Genomic DNA, 18,510 nt, shown 5'->3' on the forward strand with positions numbered 1-18,510 from the left:
GCTTTTTTGTGGTTTGAGGGGTACGGAGTCGGTGTGGCGGGGGTTCGTCGGTTTAGTCTTGCCATTGGGTACGGTGTCGAGATAGAGGAGACTCGTCGATTTAGCTAGATTGATTATGTGCGATACTACTTGTTAGGGGATTGTTGAAATATAGTTATAATTACCGGTGTGTATGATAGTATAGCAGTGATAAGAGCCAAGTGAAGAGGCGACATGGCTGTAAAACGGTGATAAGAGCCAAGTGGAGTCGCGACATGGCTGTAAAACGATGATAAGAGCCTAGTGAAGACGCGACATGGCTCTAAAACGGCGATAAGAGCCAAGTGGAGAGGCGACATGGCTATAAAACGGTGATAAGAGCCAAGTGGAGTCGCGACATGGCTGTAAAACGGCGATAAGAGCCAAGTGGAGAGGCGACATGTCTATAAAACGGTGATAAGAGCCAAGTGGAGAGGCGACATGGCTCTAAAACAGGAGTAAGAGCCAAGTGAAGTGGTGACATGGCTCTAAAACAGGAATAAGAGCCAAGTGAAGTTGTGACATGGCTGTAAAACGTTGATTTGAGCCAAGTGAATTCGCGACATGGCTGTAAAACGATGATAAGAGCCAAATGAAGATGCGACATGGCTCTAAAACAGAAATAATATCCATGTGAGCCTATCACATGGATATAATTGATAAGTAAGAATAAGTGATTATTCTTACTTATCAACTAGTCCAATTGTTACAAGTTGCTAAGAGGCTTGTTGCCAACTAGTGAAGATGTCACAAGTTGCTAAGGGCACCGTTGCCAACTAGTGACGAAGCCACAGGTTGATAAGAGCACCGTTGCCAACTAGTGATTAAACGACAAGTTGTTAAAAGTGGTCTCATTCACGAAATATTTTATTAGGTTGTACATATTACATGGTTTGTATTACTGAAACCGACGCAAATGGTAAATAGCGTCGGAATGGAGCAACGAAACCAACGTAAAAGTCAAATAGTGTCGGAATGGATCATCGAAACCGATGCAAAATCTAAATAGCCTCGGAATGGAACACTGAAACCGACGCAAAAGCCGATTAACATCGGAATGCACCTTTGACACCGACGCTAACCCATAAATCCGCCAGCCGACCGTAAAGAACCTCTCGCACAAACCCTCCTTAAATCTTCCCACTCTACACACCCCATAAAAAAGAAGAGGTACCTGAGTACCTCTCCATCTACAAATCGCACAACTACATATTAAATTTGATAATCTTTTAAGAATTCTTTCGTTGCAACTTCTGGTTCGAAGTGCTCTGGAATCTCGCCAGTACGTACTACAAGCACGTCACATTCAGCGTGTCTTACAATTGCTTCAGACACAGATCCTACGATAAAGCGTTCTACCGCATTTAAGCCTGATGTACCGCACATAATTAAGTCCGCTTCAATTTCATTCGCAAGTTGTTTAGGGATAATCGTTTTTGGAGCACCGAATTCTAAGCGTGTTTCTACTTGAGTAACACCAGAATTTTTAGCAACTTTTTCATAACCATCTAAAAGTTTTGTCGCAAATTCGCGAGAACGTTCCGTAAATTGAGAGTCATAAACCTCATAAGATGTATACGTTCTTGAATCAACAACATTAACTACAGTAAGCTTCGCATCATTACGTTTTGCGACAGCTACTGCCTTATTAAAAGCCCATTCTGCTTCATGTGAACCATCGACTGCGATTAATATATTTTTATAAGAAAACATCGCAATTCCCCCTTTTCTATTCAATTCTATTATATCACATTTTTTAGATATTTTATAAAATACTTTTACATAAAAATTAAATATGATTGCGCTTACATGCCCGTATGCGTTAAACTGAATACTGGAGGTGGGATAAATGAGAATTGGAATTCCAAAAGAGATTAAAAATAACGAGAACAGAGTAGGTTTATCACCAAGTGGTGTTCATGCGCTTATTGAGCAAGGTCATGAAGTACTTGTTGAGACACAAGCTGGAATCGGTTCTTACTTTGAAGACAAAGATTACGAAGCTCAAGGGGCAAAAATTTTAGACGATGCCGCTTCAGTTTGGGATGTTGACATGGTGATTAAAGTTAAAGAACCACTAGAGGAAGAATTTCAATACTTCAAGAAAGATTTAATTTTATTCACGTACTTACACTTAGCAAACGAAGAGAAGCTTACACAAGCATTAACAGAAAATAACGTAACTTCAATTGCTTATGAAACAGTACAATTACCTGATGGTTCATTACCACTATTAACACCAATGAGTGAAGTAGCTGGACGTATGTCAGCACAAGTTGGTGCACAATTCTTACAAAAATTAAACGGTGGTATGGGTATCCTATTAGCAGGCGTACCTGGTGTATCTAAAGGTAAAGTAACAATCATTGGTGGCGGCCAAGCGGGTACAAACGCTGCTAAAATCGCCCTTGGGTTAGGCGCAGATGTTACGATCCTAGACGTAAACCCTAAACGTTTACAAGAATTAGAAGATTTATTCGATGGACGCGTACACACAATTATGTCAAATCCATTAAACATTGAAATGCAAGTAAAAGAAAGTGACTTAGTTATCGGTGCCGTATTAATTCCTGGTGCTAAAGCGCCTAAATTAGTTACTGAAGACATGATCAAGCAAATGAAGAATGGTTCAGTAATCGTTGATATCGCAATCGACCAAGGTGGTATTTTCGAAACAACAGACCGCATCACAACACACGACGACCCAACTTACATCAAACACGGTGTCGTTCATTACGCGGTAGCGAACATGCCTGGTGCAGTACCAAGAACGTCAACGATCGCTTTAAATAACGCAACACTACCTTACGCAGTTCAACTTGCGAACAAAGGTTATCGTCAAGCGTTAAAAGATAACCAACCACTTTCTTTAGGTTTAAATACATTTGAAGGCCAAGTGACAAACAAAGCAGTAGCAGAAACATTTGGTTACGAATATAAGCCAGTATTCGAAGTACTGAACTAATCGATATTCAATCATTAAGACGTGAGACCATTTACGAATCTCACGTCTTTTTTATATCTATTCAACTTTTTCTCAAGTCATTATACCTTCATTTCTTCCTCTTCTTGAAAAGCCCTTTAAAAGCCGTACGCCCTTAATAGGGGAGGCACGCTTCACCCACGCGACAACCACTCAATCTTTACACGATTTTACTACCATGTACCTCTTGAAATGGAAAGGCATCTAGTAGGGCATCTAAGTTATCTTTCGTAATACCGCCGCCTGGCATAATTTCAATAGCACCTTTAGCAAACATCACGAGCTTCGCTATGTGATTCAAGTTATCAAATACGCTTGAAGATGCAGGTCCACCATGCATTAGAACTCGTCTAAACCCAAGCTCGATTAAGGTTTGTAAGGCCTTTTGCTGCTGATGCACATGCACCTCATCAAACGCCATATGACACACAGCAGGGATATCAACGCATAAATCCTTAAGCGTCTCCATTTGCCATCTATCTATCGTATGGTCTCTCGTAAGGCAACCAAAGACGAAGTAATCGACATCAAGTTGACGTAACGCTTTAATATCTTGTTGCATCACTTCGAAGTCATAAAGGTCATAGACAAAGTTACCACCACGAGGGCGAATCATAACCGCTACCTCAACACCTTCCATGTGACACATAGAAATACAAGTTTGAACCATACCGTAGCTCGGGGTCGTGCCTCCAACATCAAGGTTGTCGCATAATTCGATTCGATCAGCACCGTGTTCTATCGCATACTTTACCGACTCTATTGACGTTACAACGGCTTCTTTAATCATTTCGCGTACCTTGTTAAAGATTCGTAACCATCTTTCGTTACGAGAATATCGTCCTCAATTCGAACGCCAGCAACACCTGGTTTATAAATACCTGGTTCTATCGTGAACACCATGCCTTCTTTAAAGACATTGTCATTCTTATTCGAAATATCCGGATACTCGTGCGTATCAATACCTAAGCCGTGACCTAAACGGTGAGGGAAGTATTCACCAAAGCCTTGCGCTTCAATAATGCCACGCGCTTTACGGTCAACATCTGAAATCTTAACGCCCGGCTTAACCATTTTCATCGCTTCTGTCTCAGCCTCAAGCACAATTTGATAAATACGCTGTGCATCTTCTGACGGCGTACCAAATGGAATCGTACGCGTGATATCACTACAATAATTCTGATACACAACGCCTAAATCAAAGAGCACGTACTCATCATCAGCTAATTGACGGTCGCCCGGAACACCGTGTGGCGATGCAGCGTGATCACCAAATAACACCATCGTATCAAAGCTCATCTCAGAAACACCGTATTGACGCACTTCCGTTTCAATATGATTCACTACCTCACGTTCCGTTACGCCCACCTTTAAAAAGTCCTTCCCAATCTCAATGCATTTATCCGCAATTTCGGCTGCGCGGCGCAATTTTGAAAGTTCGTCATCTGTTTTAATGTTACGTAAAGCTTTTACCTCGTCATCTACATATGAGAATTGAGCTACTTGAAAAGCGTCTTTAAGTTCATGTTCACGTTTAACCGTTAAATACTCAGCTTCAACAAGCATGTGATTCAACGTCTTTCCAAATTTCTCATACGGATCTTCTGTATCTAAGTAACCTAAAATGTTACCTTCATAAGGCGAATTCTTAATATCTTCAACTTCCATTTGAGGGGCAAACAAAGTTCTTGTGCCATCCTTTTCAATGAGCAGGGCAAACAAGCGCTCATGAGGATCTGAATGATAATCTGTTAAATAAAAGATGTTCTTAGGATTGGAAATCCACATCGCATCACCATTCATGTCGTTCAGTACCTTAATTAGTTGTTCATTCTTCATCGTTACACGCTCCTTAAATATGATATGCGATTTTGACTTCAATTGAATATTGAAATCGATTAAGTGGTATATTAAAAGTATACAATTAATGAGGAGGAAAAATCATGAATTTATCATTTCACGGTCAATCAACAATCTATTTTGAAGCTAACGGTAAGAAAGTTATCGTAGACCCATTTATTACTGGTAACGAACTATCAGATTTAAATGCGGATGAATTAAAGGTAGATTACGTTATTCTAACTCATGGTCACGAAGACCATTTCGGCGATACAGAAAAACTCGTTAAAAATAATGATGCTACTGTAATCGGTTCAGCAGAAGTAGCAAACTATTTATCTACTGCACGTGGTATCGAGAACGTGCATCCAATGAATATTGGTGGTAAATGGGAATTTGAATTCGGTACTTTAAAATATGTACAAGCATTCCACAGTTCAAGTTTAATGGACGATAATGGTAAACCAATCTATTTAGGTATGCCAATGGGCTTAATCCTAGAAGTTGAAGGTCAAACAATTTATCACTGTGGTGACACTGCTTTATTCAGTGACATGGCACTTATCACTAAAAGACACCCAGTAGATGTTTGCTTTATTCCGATTGGCGACAACTTCACTATGGGTATCGATGACGCAAGCTATGCGATCAATGAATTCATTAAACCGAAAATCTCAGTACCAATTCATTACGATACATTCCCATATATTGAACAAGACCCTGAAGACTTCAAGAAAGCCGTAACAGAAGGGGACGTTCAAGTCTTAAAACCAGGTGAAGCAGTTAAGTTTTAATTTACCTTAAAACCATCTTATAGAAAAAAGGGAGCAGGTGACGCTTTAATAAACGTCCTGCTCCCTTTAAATTTCCTTTATTTCACGATAAGTACTGGAATTGTAGCACGTTTAGCAACTTTGTGGCTCACACTACCAAGAACGAATTTCTTTTCTTTCTCGGCTTTACGGTTACTTAACACAACAATTTCATAGTTACCACGGTTAGCTGTTTCAACTAATTTCTCTTTAGGACTACCTTTTAGAATAAGTTCTTCAAACTGGATATCACAGTCTGTCAAACGACGTCTCGTTGGCTCTAGTTCTTCGCAACGCTTTTCCTTAAGTTCTTCTAAATGCATACCAAATTGAATAGAAGCTCTTAAATCTTGTTCACTAATCACGTTTACAATCGTAACAAGTGAGTCCGGTCCTGCTAACTTACAAACCTCTTGAATTGCCTTTTCATTTTTAAGTTGAGTGTCTACACCAAGTAAAATGTTCTTATACATAAGAAACGCCTCCCTCTCTAGATATATGGGCGCTTAATAAAGTCGTCCACTGATAATTTCCTCATTTATTATATTCCCTATTTATTTACAAAATTAACATGTTTTTAAAAGAAATTTACAAGAAATCGATTAAACCCAGATTTCGCATTTCATAGATAAAAACGTTATAATATATATAATAATGAGTGGATTTTGAGGTAATAAAATGACAAAACACGAACAAATTTTAAAGCATATAGAATCATTGTCAGTCGGACAGAATATTTCGGTACGTAAAATAGCGAAAGACCTTAAAGTTTCAGAAGGTACAGCTTATCGCGCAATCAAGGATGCTGGACAATTAGGACTTGTTGCAACGATTGATCGTGTTGGAACTGTTCGTATTGAAAAGAAATCTCGAGCCCAAATTGAAAACTTAACGTTTGGAGAAATTGTTAAAATTATAGATGGACAAGTTTTAGGTGGACGTAGTGGTTTGTACAAAACGTTGACCAAGTTTGCGATAGGGGCCATGGAACTTGAAGACGTTGTAAGATACTTATCTAAAAACACACTACTTATTGTTGGTAACCGTACAGACGTTCAATTGGAAGCATTAAAACGCGGTAGTGCTGTACTGATAACAGGTGGCTTTGATACGACGGATGAAATTAAAGCATATGCAGATGATAAAGGTTTACCGATTCTTTCTTGTAATTATGATACGTTCTTAGTAGCCAACATGATTAACCGAGCGATGTACGACCAAATGATACGTAAAGAAATATTAGTGGTTGAAGATATCGTAATACCAGTTGATGAAACGTCAGTGCTTTTCGATGATATGAAAGTGGCAGACTTTAAAGACGTTGCTAAGGAAACAGGGCACGCCCGTTTCCCAATAGTGGATCGTAATAAGAAGTTACTTGGCATTATTACGAGTAAAGATATCATTTCACATGATACGCATACGGATATTAAACAAGTGATGACGAAATCGCCGATATACGTGCAACTCAACACGACCGTAGCTTCATGTGCGCATCTAATGATCTGGGAAGGTATTGAACTGTTGCCTGTTACGTCGAGTAATCGAAAACTTATCGGTGTTATAACGCGTGAAGATGTATTACGCGCCATGCAGCTTATCGGTAAGCAGCCTCAAGTAGGTGAAACGATAAACGATCAAATTGCGAAACATATTTCAATCGATCATAATCAAATTAAAGTACAAATCACACCTTTACTTACAAATCAGTTTGGTACGTTAAGTAAAGCCGTCTTTGTCGCGATTATCGAAGAGACGATGAAATCAGTGATGCGTAAGCAAAAGAAACTTGAAGTTATGATTGAGAATTTAAATATCTTTTACATAAAGACGGTTCAAATTGAGTCAGATATTGAGGTTCATTATGACTTTTTAGACATGGGTAGAAGCTTCGCGAAACTTGAAGTAACCATGACGACACAAAATAAAACCGTTGCTAAGGCCTTAATTATGTGCCAACTCATTGACCATTATGAATAAGGAGGAACTTTATTTATGCAAACGTTTAATGCAATTATGGAAAAGATTGAACAATACGACACAATTATCATACATAGACATGTGAGACCGGATCCTGATGCTTATGGTTCACAGCTTGGTTTGAAATATTATTTAGAGGAAAAGTTTCAAGACAAACAAATTTATGCGGTTGGTCACAACGAACCTTCATTAGATTTTATAGGTGAACTTGATGACGTTTCTGATGGGACATTTAAAGAAGCACTTATCATTATTTGTGATACAGCAAATGAAGGGCGCATTGATGATGAACGTTTCAAATTAGGTCAAGAAATCATTAAAATTGACCACCATCCAGCAGTTGATCAGTATGGGGATATTAATTATGTAAATACGAAAGCGTCTTCTACGAGTGAAATTATTTATACGATGATAGATTTCTTGAATGACAAGGTTTATCTCAGTGATAAGGCGGCGCGTGTGCTTTATCTAGGTATCGTTGGAGATACAGGTCGTTTCTTATTCAATAACACGACAACTCAAACATTGAACGTAGCAGCATCATTAATTGCTTATGACTTTGATCATAATTTTGAGCTGAATCAACTTGGTGCGAAAGATCCTAAATTAATGCCGTTCCAAGGATATATTCTGCAGAACTTTGACTTAAATGATAAAGGCTTCTGTAAGGTTAAAATCACGCACGATGTGTTAGAACAGTTCAATGTAAAACCAAATGAAGCGTCATTATTCGTGAATGCCATTGCAGATATGGATGGCTTGAAAGTATGGGTCTTTGCGGTTGATGAAGGTAGTGAAATTCGTTGTCGTATTCGCTCTAAAGGCATTAAGATTAATGATATCGCGAGCGAATTTGGTGGCGGTGGCCATGAGAATGCTTCTGGCGTTTCTGTTGATGATTGGGAAACGTTCGACGCACTTGCTACAAAGCTAAACGACCGCATTTAAGGAGGAAACACTATGGTTGCTCATTTAAATGTGCATACAGCCTATGACTTGTTAAACTCGAGCATTCGAATCGAAGACGTAGTGAAGCGGGCGAAAGCTGAAGGTTATAATGGGATTGCTATGACAGATACCAATGTCTTATATGCGTTACCACAATTCTTTGATAGTTGTAACAAACATGGGATTAAACCTGCCTTTGGTATGACGCTATATGTGACAGATGAACTTCATGAAGTCGAAACAGTAGTTCTTGCTAGGAACGATGCGGGCTTAAAGGCTTTATACCAATTATCTTCCGCTTTAAAGATGCGAGAAAAGACTGAGACACCGTTAAGTTGGCTCGAACGCTATCAAGATAATCTTATGATCATTTTCAAAGATTTAGACGAAGCGCACCATATGATTTACGCGCCTTTTAAAGAGAAAGCTAACGTATACATGAGTCATCTTAGCGTGGATTCACTTCCCTTTGAAAAGGTCTGGATGGCCAAAACGTGTTATTTAGATGAAGCGGATAAGGAAGCGTACTTTGCGCTAGGTGCCATAAAGAATAACACTAAGATTGATATCGTAAACGAGGTTGAAGATCCTGGGCTTCATTTTCCTAAATTGGAAGCAGTGGAACAAGATATTGAGCCCTCATATTTAAAAGCAACGGAAGACATTCTTGAACAATGTAACGCGACATTACACTATAATCAGTCTTTATTACCACAGTTCGACACGCCTGATAACCAATCTGCAGATGAGTATTTACGTGAACGACTTGAAGAAAGGTTACAAGCATTCGAACTAACGGAAGATGTCTATCGAGAGCGACTCGATTACGAATATGATGTGATTACGAAAATGGGTTATGCGGATTACTTCTTAATCGTTAGTGATTTAATTCATTACGCTAAGACGCATGATGTGTTAGTTGGACCAGGACGTGGGTCGTCTGCAGGGTCTTTAGTCAGTTACTTACTTGGCATAACAACGATTGACCCGATTAAATATAATCTTTTATTCGAACGTTTCTTAAATCCTGAACGTGTCACAATGCCCGATATTGATATCGACTTTGAAGATACGAAGCGTGAGAAGGTTATCGAGTATGTGCAACAAAAGTATGGGGAACATCATGTAGCTGGTATCGTGACGTTTGGACATTTACTCGCTCGAGCTGTAGCGCGAGATATTGGCCGTATTATGGGCTTTGATGAGGTTACGTTAAATGAAGTATCGAGCCTTATTCCGCATAAGTCAGGTATCACATTAGAGGCCGCGTATGAATCTGAAGCGTTTCGAGAATTCGTGCACCGTAATTATCGTAATGAGAAATGGTATGAACTCTGTCGTAAGTTGGAAGGGCTACCACGACATACGTCTACTCATGCGGCAGGCGTAATTGTAAACGACCGACCTTTATATCATTATGTGCCGTTGACGCTTGGTGATGCTGGTTTACTCACGCAGTGGACGATGACGGAAGCAGAACGTATCGGTCTCTTAAAAATTGACTTCCTAGGCTTGCGTAACTTGTCGATTATTCATAAAATCGTGAAACAGGTCGAATATGACAAGAAAGTACACATAAAAATTGAGGACATCCCTTTTGATGATGAAAAGGTCTTTAAATTGTTATCTAATGGAGATACGACAGGGATCTTCCAATTAGAATCTGACGGCGTAAGAAGTGTGTTAAAACGGTTAAGACCGCAACACTTTGAGGACATTGTAGCCGTGACGTCGCTATATCGACCAGGTCCAATGGAAGAAATACCGACATATATTAAGCGCCGACACCATCCTGAAACGGTAACGTACCTTCATGAAGACCTTGAACCGATTCTGAATCGAACGTATGGCGTTATCATTTATCAGGAACAAATCATGCAGATTGCGAGTCGCTTCGCAGGCTTTTCATATGGTGAAGCGGATATTCTACGCCGAGCAATGAGTAAGAAGAACCGTGAAGTGCTTGAAAGTGAGCAAACGCACTTTGTAGAAGGGGCGACAGCGAAGGAATATAGTCCTGAACTGAGTCAACAAATTTTCAATTTGATTCTGAAATTCGCTGACTACGGGTTCCCACGTGCGCATGCGGTAAGTTATTCTAAAATCGCGTACATTATGGCTTATTTAAAGGTTCATTATCCGAATTACTTCTACGCAAATATCTTAAGTAATGTGATTGGTAGCGAGAAGAAGACAATGGATATAATTAAAGAGGCTAAAGGACAGCGTATTGACATCCTAACGCCGAATATTAATGAAAGTTTTTGGTTCTATAAACCGAAACCTGAAGGTATTTATATTTCGCTCGGTACTATTAAAGGTATCGGATATCAGACAGTCAATATTATTCTAAGCGAACGAAAGGCGAATGGTCCTTTCAAAGACTTCTTTGACTTTTGCCGGAGAATTCCAAATCGCATCAAATCACGTAAGAATCTTGAGGCACTTATACTCGTCGGGGCCTTCGACACATTTGGTAAGAATCGTGCCACGTTGCTTCAATCTATTGACCAAGTCGTGGATGGCTCAACGCAAATAGACGATCAAGATTTTATATTCGATCAGTTGACGGTGAAAGAAGAGTATCATGAGACTGACGAAATGCCAGATAAAATTTTAAGTAGTTATGAGAAACAATATTTAGGCTTCTATGTTTCCGAGCACCCCACTGAAAAGCTCTTTAAAGAGAAGCAATATTTGTCGCTCTTTCAATTGAACCAAGCAGAATTAAACAAGCCCATGCTGATTAATTTAGATGTCATTAAGCCAATTCGTACGAAAAAAGGGCAAAATATGGCATTTGTTACGCTAAATGATGGTAAAGAAGAAATGGAAGGCGTTATCTTTCCAACGTTGTATCGACAGATTGAAACTGACGTTGAAGAAGACGCCGTATACGTTGTCCTTGGTAAATATGAGGTGAGAGCGGGGAATCCACAAGTTATCGTTAATCAATTAATCCCGCTTGAAGCGTATGAGCGTGACAAGCTCGCGCATTGTAAGCAAATTGTTATTCGCAACATTATGAATGTAGAAGCTGTTAAAAATCAATTATCGCAATCAAAACAAGCGAACCACATACCGGTTTATTATTATAAATCGTCAGGTATGGAATTAATCGGTTACATTGAAAGCGAACAAACTAGAATGAAAGATTTTGTTTCTGATTTCCATGCATCACACATCAGATTACTCTAACTTTTGAAAATATAATGAAATATGGTATAGTTAACTGATGTTAATATGAGTGATTCGTATCTATTTGGGATTCGTTTTAATTAAAAAATGATAGATTAGGGGATGATTTCAAAATGTCTTTAAGAAATGATGCATTACAAATGCATAAAGAAAATCAAGGTAAATTAGAAGTTACATCAAAAGTAAAAGTTACGAACAAAGAAGAGCTTAGTTTAGCTTACTCTCCTGGTGTAGCGGAACCTTGTAAAGATATACATGAAGATAAACGTAAAGTATATGATTATACAATGAAAGGTATTACAGTTGCGGTTGTTACAGATGGTACAGCAGTATTAGGTTTAGGTAACATTGGCGCTGAAGCAAGTATTCCAGTTATGGAAGGTAAAGCTGTATTATTCAAAAGCTTCTCTGGTATCGACGGTGTACCTATTGCGTTAAATACAACAGATCCAGATAAAATTGTTGAGACTGTTAAATTACTAGAACCAAATTATGGTGGTATTAACTTAGAAGATATTTCAGCTCCAAGATGTTTTGAAATTGAAGAGCGCTTAAAGAAATAAACTAAGATTCCAATCTTCCATGATGACCAACACGGTACAGCGATTGTAACGTTAGCTGGTCTTATGAATGCTTTACGTATTGTAGATAAAGATTTATCTGATATTAAAGTTGTTCTTAATGGTGCAGGTGCTGCAGGTATCGCAATCGTTAAATTATTATACTCTTATGGTGTAAGAAATATGATTATGTGTGATTCTAAAGGTGCGATTTACGAAGGTCGTTCTTATGGTATGAATGATACAAAATCATATGTTGCACGTTGGACAAATAAAGAGAAAACAGAAGGTAAATTACAAGATGTAATTGAAGGCGCAGATGTATTTATCGGTGTGTCTGTAGCAAACCTTTTAACTGAAGAAATGGTTAAATCAATGAACGATGATCCAATTATCTTTGCGATGGCTAACCCAGAGCCAGAAATCAAACCTGATGTTGCGAAAGCTGCAGGTGCCAAAGTTATTGGTACAGGACGTTCTGATTACCCTAACCAAATTAATAACGTTTTAGCTTTTCCTGGCATCTTTAGAGGGGCGTTAGACGTAGAAGCGACTCATATTAATGAAGAGATGAAACAAGCTGCAGTCGAAGCGATTGCTGACTTAATTAAACCTGATGAATTAAACCCTGACTATTGTATTCCAGGACCATTTGATAAACGTGTTGCACCATCAGTTGCACGTAACGTAGCTAAAGTTGCTATGGAATCAGGCGTTGCACGTATCGAAGTAGATCCTGATGAAGTTTACGAGAAGACTTTATCACTAACAGATTTAAAATAAAGAGAAATATTCTGAACTGATAAATGAAATGATATATAAATTTGTAAATAATTTTCATTTTCTACAAATTCATATACAATTATAAGTGTTAAAAATTTGGACAGATGCATGAACCATATAAATAAACAGTTCAGAAATCTATGGTAGTGTGGAGGTTAACGTATGTTTAAGGATTTTTTTAATCGCAATTCTAAAAAGAAAAAATATGTAACAGTACAAAACTCAAAACAAAATGATGTACCAGCAGGTATTATGACGAAATGTCCTAAATGTAAGAAAATCATGTACACAAAAGAGCTCGCAGAAAATTTAAATGTTTGTTTCAATTGTGATCATCATATTCCACTTACAGGACATGATCGTATCAATGCTATTTCAGATGAGGGGACTTTTAAAGAGTTTGATAAAGGTATGACCTCTGCCAATCCATTAGATTTTCCTGGCTATGAAGAGAAAATTGAAAAAGACCAGAAGAAAACGGGTCTTAATGAAGCTGTTGTAACGGGAACGGCCGAATTAGAAGGCATCAAATATGGTGTTGCTGTAATGGACGCACGTTTCCGTATGGGTAGTATGGGTTCAGTAGTCGGTGAAAAGATTTGTCGTATCATCGATTATTGTACTGAACACCGTCTACCATTCATTCTGTTCTCAGCTAGTGGTGGTGCTAGAATGCAAGAAGGTATCATTTCACTTATGCAAATGGGTAAAACAAGCGTATCTTTAAAACGTCATTCTGATGCAGGTTTATTATATATCTCTTATATGACGCACCCAACTACAGGTGGTGTTTCAGCGAGTTTCGCTTCTGTAGGTGACATTAATATAGGGGAGCCTAAAGCGCTAATTGGTTTTGCTGGTCGACGTGTTATCGAACAAACTATTAATGAAAAGCTACCTGATGACTTCCAAACTGCTGAGTTCTTATTAGAACATGGTCAGTTAGACAAGGTCGTTCATCGTAGTGAAATGAAATCAACACTCGCTTCTATTCTAAAAATGCATCAAGAGGTGAAAAATAATGCTTGATTTTGAGAAACCACTTTTTGAAATCAAAGATAAAATTGAATCATTAAAAGAATCCCAAGAGAAAAATGATGTCGACTTGCAAGATGAAATTGATATGCTTGAAGCATCACTTAAACGAGAGACTGAGAAAGTTTATACGAACCTTAAACCGTGGGATCGTGTTCAACTTGCACGTTTACAAGAGAGACCAACTACTCTAGATTACATACCATATATCTTTGATGATTTCCTAGAATTACATGGCGATCGTAACTATCGTGATGACCCTGCTTTAATTGGGGGCGTAGGCTTCTTTAATGAAAAGCCCGTTACAGTTGTAGGTCTCCAAAGAGGTAAAGATACAAAAGATAACATTTATCGTAACTTTGGTATGGCGCATCCAGAAGGTTATCGTAAAGCACTTCGATTAATGAAACAAGCTGAAAAATTTAATCGACCAATCTTTACATTTATAGATACTAAGGGTGCTTATCCAGGTAAAGCTGCCGAAGAACGTGGTCAAAGTGAATCTATCGCTAAAAATTTAGTCGAGATGGCTTCGCTTAAAGTACCTGTTATTGCGATTGTTATCGGTGAAGGCGGTAGTGGTGGTGCACTAGGTTTAGGCATTTCGAACCGCATTATCATGCTTGAAAATAGTACGTACTCAGTTATTTCACCTGAAGGTGCAGCGGCTTTATTATGGAAAGATAGCAATCTAGCTAAAATAGCTGCTGAAACAATGAAGATTACTGCGAATGACTTACATGATTTAGGTATCGTAGATGAGGTTATTCAAGAACCATTAGGTGGCGCCCACCAAGATATTCAAACACAAGCTCAAAGAATTAAAGATGCATTTAAATTTCATTTAGATGAACTTTCTAAAATGTCTGCTACTGAGGTCGCTGATGATCGTTTTAATAAATTTAGAAATATCGGTTCATTTACTGAATAATATATTTTAAAGACGCAATCCTTAGCGGGTTGCGTCTTTTTTAATTTGGTTTAATTACTATTATGTAAAAGTAATTGGAGATTTAATAGTGGATGAATGAAATAATTGATCTCTTAAAATTTATGTCATTATTTGTTAATTAAGCTCAATAATATAGTAAAGCTAAATTAATGATAAGACGTATGAATTTTTGTAAATGGGGAACATATCTAAGGGGCTTTTCCTAGAGAATTGTGAGTAATGAAACGCGATTATGACATACTATTTAACACGTGAACAATGAATGTGTTGTACAATTAAAAGTCATTCGGAAATTAAAACGTTTACATTGAATAAACACTTGATATTAATGGAATAGCGCTATTATTTGTGGTATTTTTAAATTAATAATATAAATGTGAAAGGTATGTCGTTATGAAAAGAATAGCAGTGTTAACGAGCGGTGGAGATTCTCCCGGTATGAATGCAGCAATACGTGCTGTTGTACGTAAAGCGATGTTTCACAATATTGAAGTGTTTGGTGTTTATCAAGGTTATCAAGGTTTAATTAATGATGAGATAAAGAAACTTGAACTTGGGACTGTTGGAGACACGATTCAACGTGGGGGAACATTCTTATACTCAGCAAGATGTCCGGAATTTAAGGAACGTGACGTTAGAAAAGTAGGTATTGATAACCTTAGAAAAAGGGGAATTGAAGGTTTAGTTGTAATTGGTGGTGACGGAAGTTACCGTGGTGCTCAACGTATTAGTGAGGAATGTAAGGAAATTCAAACAATCGGTATTCCTGGAACGATTGACAATGATATTAATGGGACGGACTTTACGATTGGTTTTGATACCGCATTAAATACGATTATTGAATCTGTCGATAAAATTAGAGACACAGCATCAAGTCATGCAAGAACCTTTATTATTGAAGTAATGGGACGAGACTGTGGTGACTTGGCATTATGGTCAGGACTCTCAGTAGGTGCGGAATCTATTATTATTCCGGAACGTCAAAAGGATATTCAAGAAATTGCAGAAAAGATTCAACAAGGTATTGATCGAGGTAAAAAACATTCGATTATCATTGTGGCTGAAGGGTGTATGTCAGGTGAAGAATGTGCGCAAGAGCTAACGAAATATATTAATGTAGATGCTCGTATTTCCGTATTAGGTCATATCCAGCGTGGAGGAAGTCCTACAGGTGCTGATCGTGTATTAGCATCGAGAATGGGTGGACATGCAGTGGAATTATTACTTAATGGTGAAACAGCTAAAGGGGTTGGCATTAAAAATAATCAACTCACTGCAACTTCATTTGATGAAATATTTAAAACATCTCATGATAATATCGATAAACATATGTATGAATTAACAGATGAGTTATCTATATAAATCAATTAGGGAGGCATTTTAACAATGAGAAAAACAAAGATTGTATGTACGATTGGACCTGCATCTGAATCAGAAGAAATGTTAGAAAAATTAATGAAAGCTGGTATGAACGTTGCCCGTTTAAATTTCTCTCATGGTGACCACGCAGAACATAAAGTACGTATTGATCGCATCCGTAGCATCGCTAAAAAATTAGACCTAAACATCGGTATCTTACTAGATACGAAAGGTCCTGAAATCAGAACACACAACATGAAAGACGGTAAAATTGTGTTAGAAAAAGGTTCTGAAATTATCGTTTCTACAAGCGAAGTAGAAGGTACACCTGAAAAGATTTCAGTAACTTACCCAGATCTAATCAATGACTTGCATGATGATTCATTAATTCTTTTAGATGATGGTTTAATTGAACTACGCGTTAAATCTTTAGATGCTGAAAAAGGTGAAGCCGTATGTGATGTCTTAAATACAGGCGAACTTAAAAATAAAAAAGGTGTCAACTTACCAGGCGTTAAAACGAATTTACCAGGTATTACTGACAAAGATGCTGAAGATATTCGTTTCGGTATCAAAGAAGATATCGACTTCATCGCAGCAAGCTTCGTGCGCCGTCCAAGCGATGTTTTAGAAATTCGTAAATTGTTAGAAGAAGAGAAAAATGAAGTTATCAGCATTATCCCTAAAATTGAAAACCAAGAAGGTATTGATAACATTGAGTCTATCTTACAAGTATCTGATGGGTTAATGGTAGCACGTGGTGACATGGGTGTTGAAATCCCACCTGAACGCGTACCAATGGTTCAAAAGGACTTAATCCGTAAGTGTAACAAGCTAGGTAAACCAGTTATCACAGCTACTCAAATGCTTGATTCAATGCAACGTAATCCTAGAGCGACGCGTGCTGAAGCAAGTGACGTAGCGAACGCGATTTATGATGGTACAGATGCTGTTATGTTATCAGGTGAAACAGCAGCTGGGGATTACCCTGTAGAAGCTGTTGAAGCAATGCGTAATATTGCATTAGCAGCTGAAGATGCGCAAGACTATGACAAGATTTTAAATGACCGTACGAAGTTATCGATGACGTCTCTAGTTAATGCTATTGGTGAATCTGTAGCCCACACTGCTTTAAACTTAAATGTTAAAGCTATTGTTGCTGCAACTGAAAGTGGTTCTACTGCACGTATTATCTCTAAATACCGTCCGAAATCAGATATTATCGCGGTTACGCCAAGAGATACAACTGCTCGCCAATGTACACTAGTTTGGGGTATTAACCCTGTCGTTAGATCTGGCCGTCCTTCTACTGACGAACTTCTTAACAAAGCAGTAGCAACTGCAGTGGATACTGGACGCGTTAAGAACGGGGACTTAATCATTATTACAGCTGGTGTGCCAACTGGTGAAACAGGTACCACAAACCTTATGAAACTTCACTTAGTCGGTGACGAATTAGCAACTGGTCAAGGTATCGGTCGCAATTCAGTAGTTGGTCACGCAAGATTAGTTAAAGATGCGAAAGAATTAGAAGGCGAAGACTTATCAGATTCTATCATCGTGACACAATCAACAGATGCTTCATTTGCGCCTTACATTAGCCAAGCGATTGGTTTAGTTACTGAAGAAGGTGGCTTAACTTCACCAAGTGCAATCATTGGTTTAGAACATCATATTCCTACAATCGTAGGTGTCGATGATGTACTTAACGTAATTGAAGATGGTGCTTTAATTACAGTTGATGCCAATCAAGGTAAAGTATTCGAAGGCTACGCAAACGTTCTATAAACGATACATTTTTGACAAACCACGCTTTGTGGTTTGTCTTTTTTTATTGTGTGAAAAGCCCTTTAAAGCATTCATAGAAAAAATGTATAAAGATTTTTAAAAAGTTATTATTAATGATAATTAAATAGAAATATGACCAAAACGCGACTATGCGCTCGAGATTAGGGTAAACATAAGGTTGTATAGCCTATAACTACGACGTTTTTTATAAAAATAAAAATGAATTGCACGTCATTTCTGATAGACGTCAAAATA

The 18,510-nt window shown here is 38.1% G+C and carries 13 protein-coding genes and 1 pseudogene; 10 read left to right on the plus strand and 4 right to left on the minus strand.

What is annotated here, in order from left to right; all coding sequences use genetic code 11:
• Positions 1 to 1,230: 1,230 nt before the first annotated feature.
• Positions 1,231 to 1,731 carry a universal stress protein gene (locus A33S_RS0101095; RefSeq protein WP_009381929.1) on the minus strand — a complete coding sequence of 167 codons (501 nt, stop codon included), beginning with the start codon at positions 1,729 to 1,731 and terminating at the stop codon, positions 1,231 to 1,233.
• Between the two features lie 136 nt (positions 1,732 to 1,867).
• Here A33S_RS0101095 and ald point away from each other — a divergent pair, with 136 nt between their 5' ends.
• Positions 1,868 to 2,983: an alanine dehydrogenase gene (ald, locus tag A33S_RS0101100; RefSeq protein ID WP_009381928.1), complete on the plus strand. Its 1,116-nt coding sequence runs from the start codon at positions 1,868 to 1,870 to the stop codon at positions 2,981 to 2,983.
• Between the two features lie 178 nt (positions 2,984 to 3,161).
• On the opposite strand, the gene A33S_RS0101105 is transcribed toward ald, so the two are convergent.
• Together A33S_RS0101105 and A33S_RS0101110 are read right to left on the minus strand one after the other, a co-directional pair.
• Positions 3,162 to 3,791, minus strand: a complete 630-nt coding sequence (locus tag A33S_RS0101105) for a copper homeostasis protein CutC (protein ID WP_009381927.1) — start codon at positions 3,789 to 3,791, stop codon at positions 3,162 to 3,164.
• Entirely contained in the window at positions 3,788 to 4,840 is a 1,053-nt protein-coding gene (locus A33S_RS0101110) for a M24 family metallopeptidase (RefSeq protein ID WP_009381926.1), read from the minus strand. The genes A33S_RS0101105 and A33S_RS0101110 overlap by 4 nt, the downstream gene beginning before the upstream one ends.
• Before the next feature lie 104 nt (positions 4,841 to 4,944).
• Here A33S_RS0101110 and A33S_RS0101115 point away from each other — a divergent pair, with 104 nt between their 5' ends.
• On the plus strand, positions 4,945 to 5,634 hold the full coding sequence (locus tag A33S_RS0101115) for a metal-dependent hydrolase (protein WP_009381925.1): 690 nt from the start codon (positions 4,945 to 4,947) through the stop codon (positions 5,632 to 5,634).
• Between the two features lie 77 nt (positions 5,635 to 5,711).
• Here A33S_RS0101115 and A33S_RS0101120 read toward each other — a convergent pair whose 3' ends face one another.
• A complete protein-coding gene (locus A33S_RS0101120) occupies positions 5,712 to 6,125 on the minus strand; it encodes a universal stress protein (RefSeq protein WP_009381924.1) in 414 nt (137 codons plus the stop codon).
• Between the two features lie 205 nt (positions 6,126 to 6,330).
• On the opposite strand from A33S_RS0101120, the gene A33S_RS0101125 reads away from it, so the two are divergent.
• The 8 genes and pseudogenes from A33S_RS0101125 to pyk all read left to right on the plus strand — a co-directional run bounded on the left by A33S_RS0101125 (position 6,331) and on the right by pyk (position 18,255).
• On the plus strand, positions 6,331 to 7,632 hold the full coding sequence (locus A33S_RS0101125) for a DRTGG domain-containing protein (RefSeq protein ID WP_009381923.1): 1,302 nt from the start codon (positions 6,331 to 6,333) through the stop codon (positions 7,630 to 7,632).
• Positions 7,633 to 7,647: 15 nt separating this feature from the next.
• Complete coding sequence (locus A33S_RS0101130) at positions 7,648 to 8,580, plus strand: DHH family phosphoesterase (protein ID WP_009381922.1); 933 nt, start codon at positions 7,648 to 7,650, stop codon at positions 8,578 to 8,580.
• A 12-nt stretch (positions 8,581 to 8,592) separates the two neighbouring features.
• Entirely contained in the window at positions 8,593 to 11,778 is a 3,186-nt protein-coding gene (locus A33S_RS0101135; RefSeq protein ID WP_009381921.1) for a DNA polymerase III subunit alpha, read from the plus strand.
• A 113-nt stretch (positions 11,779 to 11,891) separates the two neighbouring features.
• Positions 11,892 to 13,121, plus strand: a pseudogene (gene ystJ / locus A33S_RS11515) (NADP-dependent malic enzyme).
• Positions 13,122 to 13,283: 162 nt separating this feature from the next.
• Positions 13,284 to 14,150, plus strand: coding sequence for an acetyl-CoA carboxylase, carboxyltransferase subunit beta (gene accD / locus A33S_RS0101145; protein WP_009381918.1), 867 nt, complete (start codon positions 13,284 to 13,286; stop codon positions 14,148 to 14,150).
• Positions 14,143 to 15,087 (plus strand): acetyl-CoA carboxylase carboxyltransferase subunit alpha, encoded by a 945-nt coding sequence (locus A33S_RS0101150; RefSeq protein WP_009381917.1) that lies wholly within the window; start codon positions 14,143 to 14,145, stop codon positions 15,085 to 15,087. Before accD ends, A33S_RS0101150 begins: the two co-directional genes overlap by 8 nt.
• 414 nt (positions 15,088 to 15,501) lie before the next feature.
• On the plus strand, positions 15,502 to 16,470 hold the full coding sequence (gene pfkA / locus A33S_RS0101155) for a 6-phosphofructokinase (RefSeq protein WP_009381916.1): 969 nt from the start codon (positions 15,502 to 15,504) through the stop codon (positions 16,468 to 16,470).
• A 24-nt stretch (positions 16,471 to 16,494) separates the two neighbouring features.
• Positions 16,495 to 18,255: a pyruvate kinase gene (pyk, locus tag A33S_RS0101160; protein WP_009381915.1), complete on the plus strand. Its 1,761-nt coding sequence runs from the start codon at positions 16,495 to 16,497 to the stop codon at positions 18,253 to 18,255.
• Positions 18,256 to 18,510 lie beyond the last annotated feature (255 nt).

This window comes from Staphylococcus massiliensis CCUG 55927, from assembly GCF_000298075.1.
Lineage (GTDB): Bacteria > Bacillota > Bacilli > Staphylococcales > Staphylococcaceae > Staphylococcus > Staphylococcus massiliensis.

Bases quoted from the DNA above. Each gene is read 5' to 3' on its own strand.
- A33S_RS0101130 (WP_009381922.1), top strand. From the start codon at position 7,648: ATGCAAACGTTTAATGCAATTATGGAAAAGATTGAACAATACGACACA.
- A33S_RS0101120 (WP_009381924.1), bottom strand. From the start codon at position 6,125: ATGTATAAGAACATTTTACTTGGTGTAGACACTCAACTTAAAAATGAA.
- accD (WP_009381918.1), top strand. From the start codon at position 13,284: ATGTTTAAGGATTTTTTTAATCGCAATTCTAAAAAGAAAAAATATGTA.
- pyk (WP_009381915.1), top strand. From the start codon at position 16,495: ATGAGAAAAACAAAGATTGTATGTACGATTGGACCTGCATCTGAATCA.
- A33S_RS0101115 (WP_009381925.1), top strand. From the start codon at position 4,945: ATGAATTTATCATTTCACGGTCAATCAACAATCTATTTTGAAGCTAAC.
- ald (WP_009381928.1), top strand. From the start codon at position 1,868: ATGAGAATTGGAATTCCAAAAGAGATTAAAAATAACGAGAACAGAGTA.
- A33S_RS0101125 (WP_009381923.1), top strand. From the start codon at position 6,331: ATGACAAAACACGAACAAATTTTAAAGCATATAGAATCATTGTCAGTC.
- A33S_RS0101110 (WP_009381926.1), bottom strand. From the start codon at position 4,840: ATGAAGAATGAACAACTAATTAAGGTACTGAACGACATGAATGGTGAT.
- A33S_RS0101135 (WP_009381921.1), top strand. From the start codon at position 8,593: ATGGTTGCTCATTTAAATGTGCATACAGCCTATGACTTGTTAAACTCG.
- A33S_RS0101150 (WP_009381917.1), top strand. From the start codon at position 14,143: ATGCTTGATTTTGAGAAACCACTTTTTGAAATCAAAGATAAAATTGAA.
- A33S_RS0101105 (WP_009381927.1), bottom strand. From the start codon at position 3,791: ATGATTAAAGAAGCCGTTGTAACGTCAATAGAGTCGGTAAAGTATGCG.
- pfkA (WP_009381916.1), top strand. From the start codon at position 15,502: ATGAAAAGAATAGCAGTGTTAACGAGCGGTGGAGATTCTCCCGGTATG.
- A33S_RS0101095 (WP_009381929.1), bottom strand. From the start codon at position 1,731: ATGTTTTCTTATAAAAATATATTAATCGCAGTCGATGGTTCACATGAA.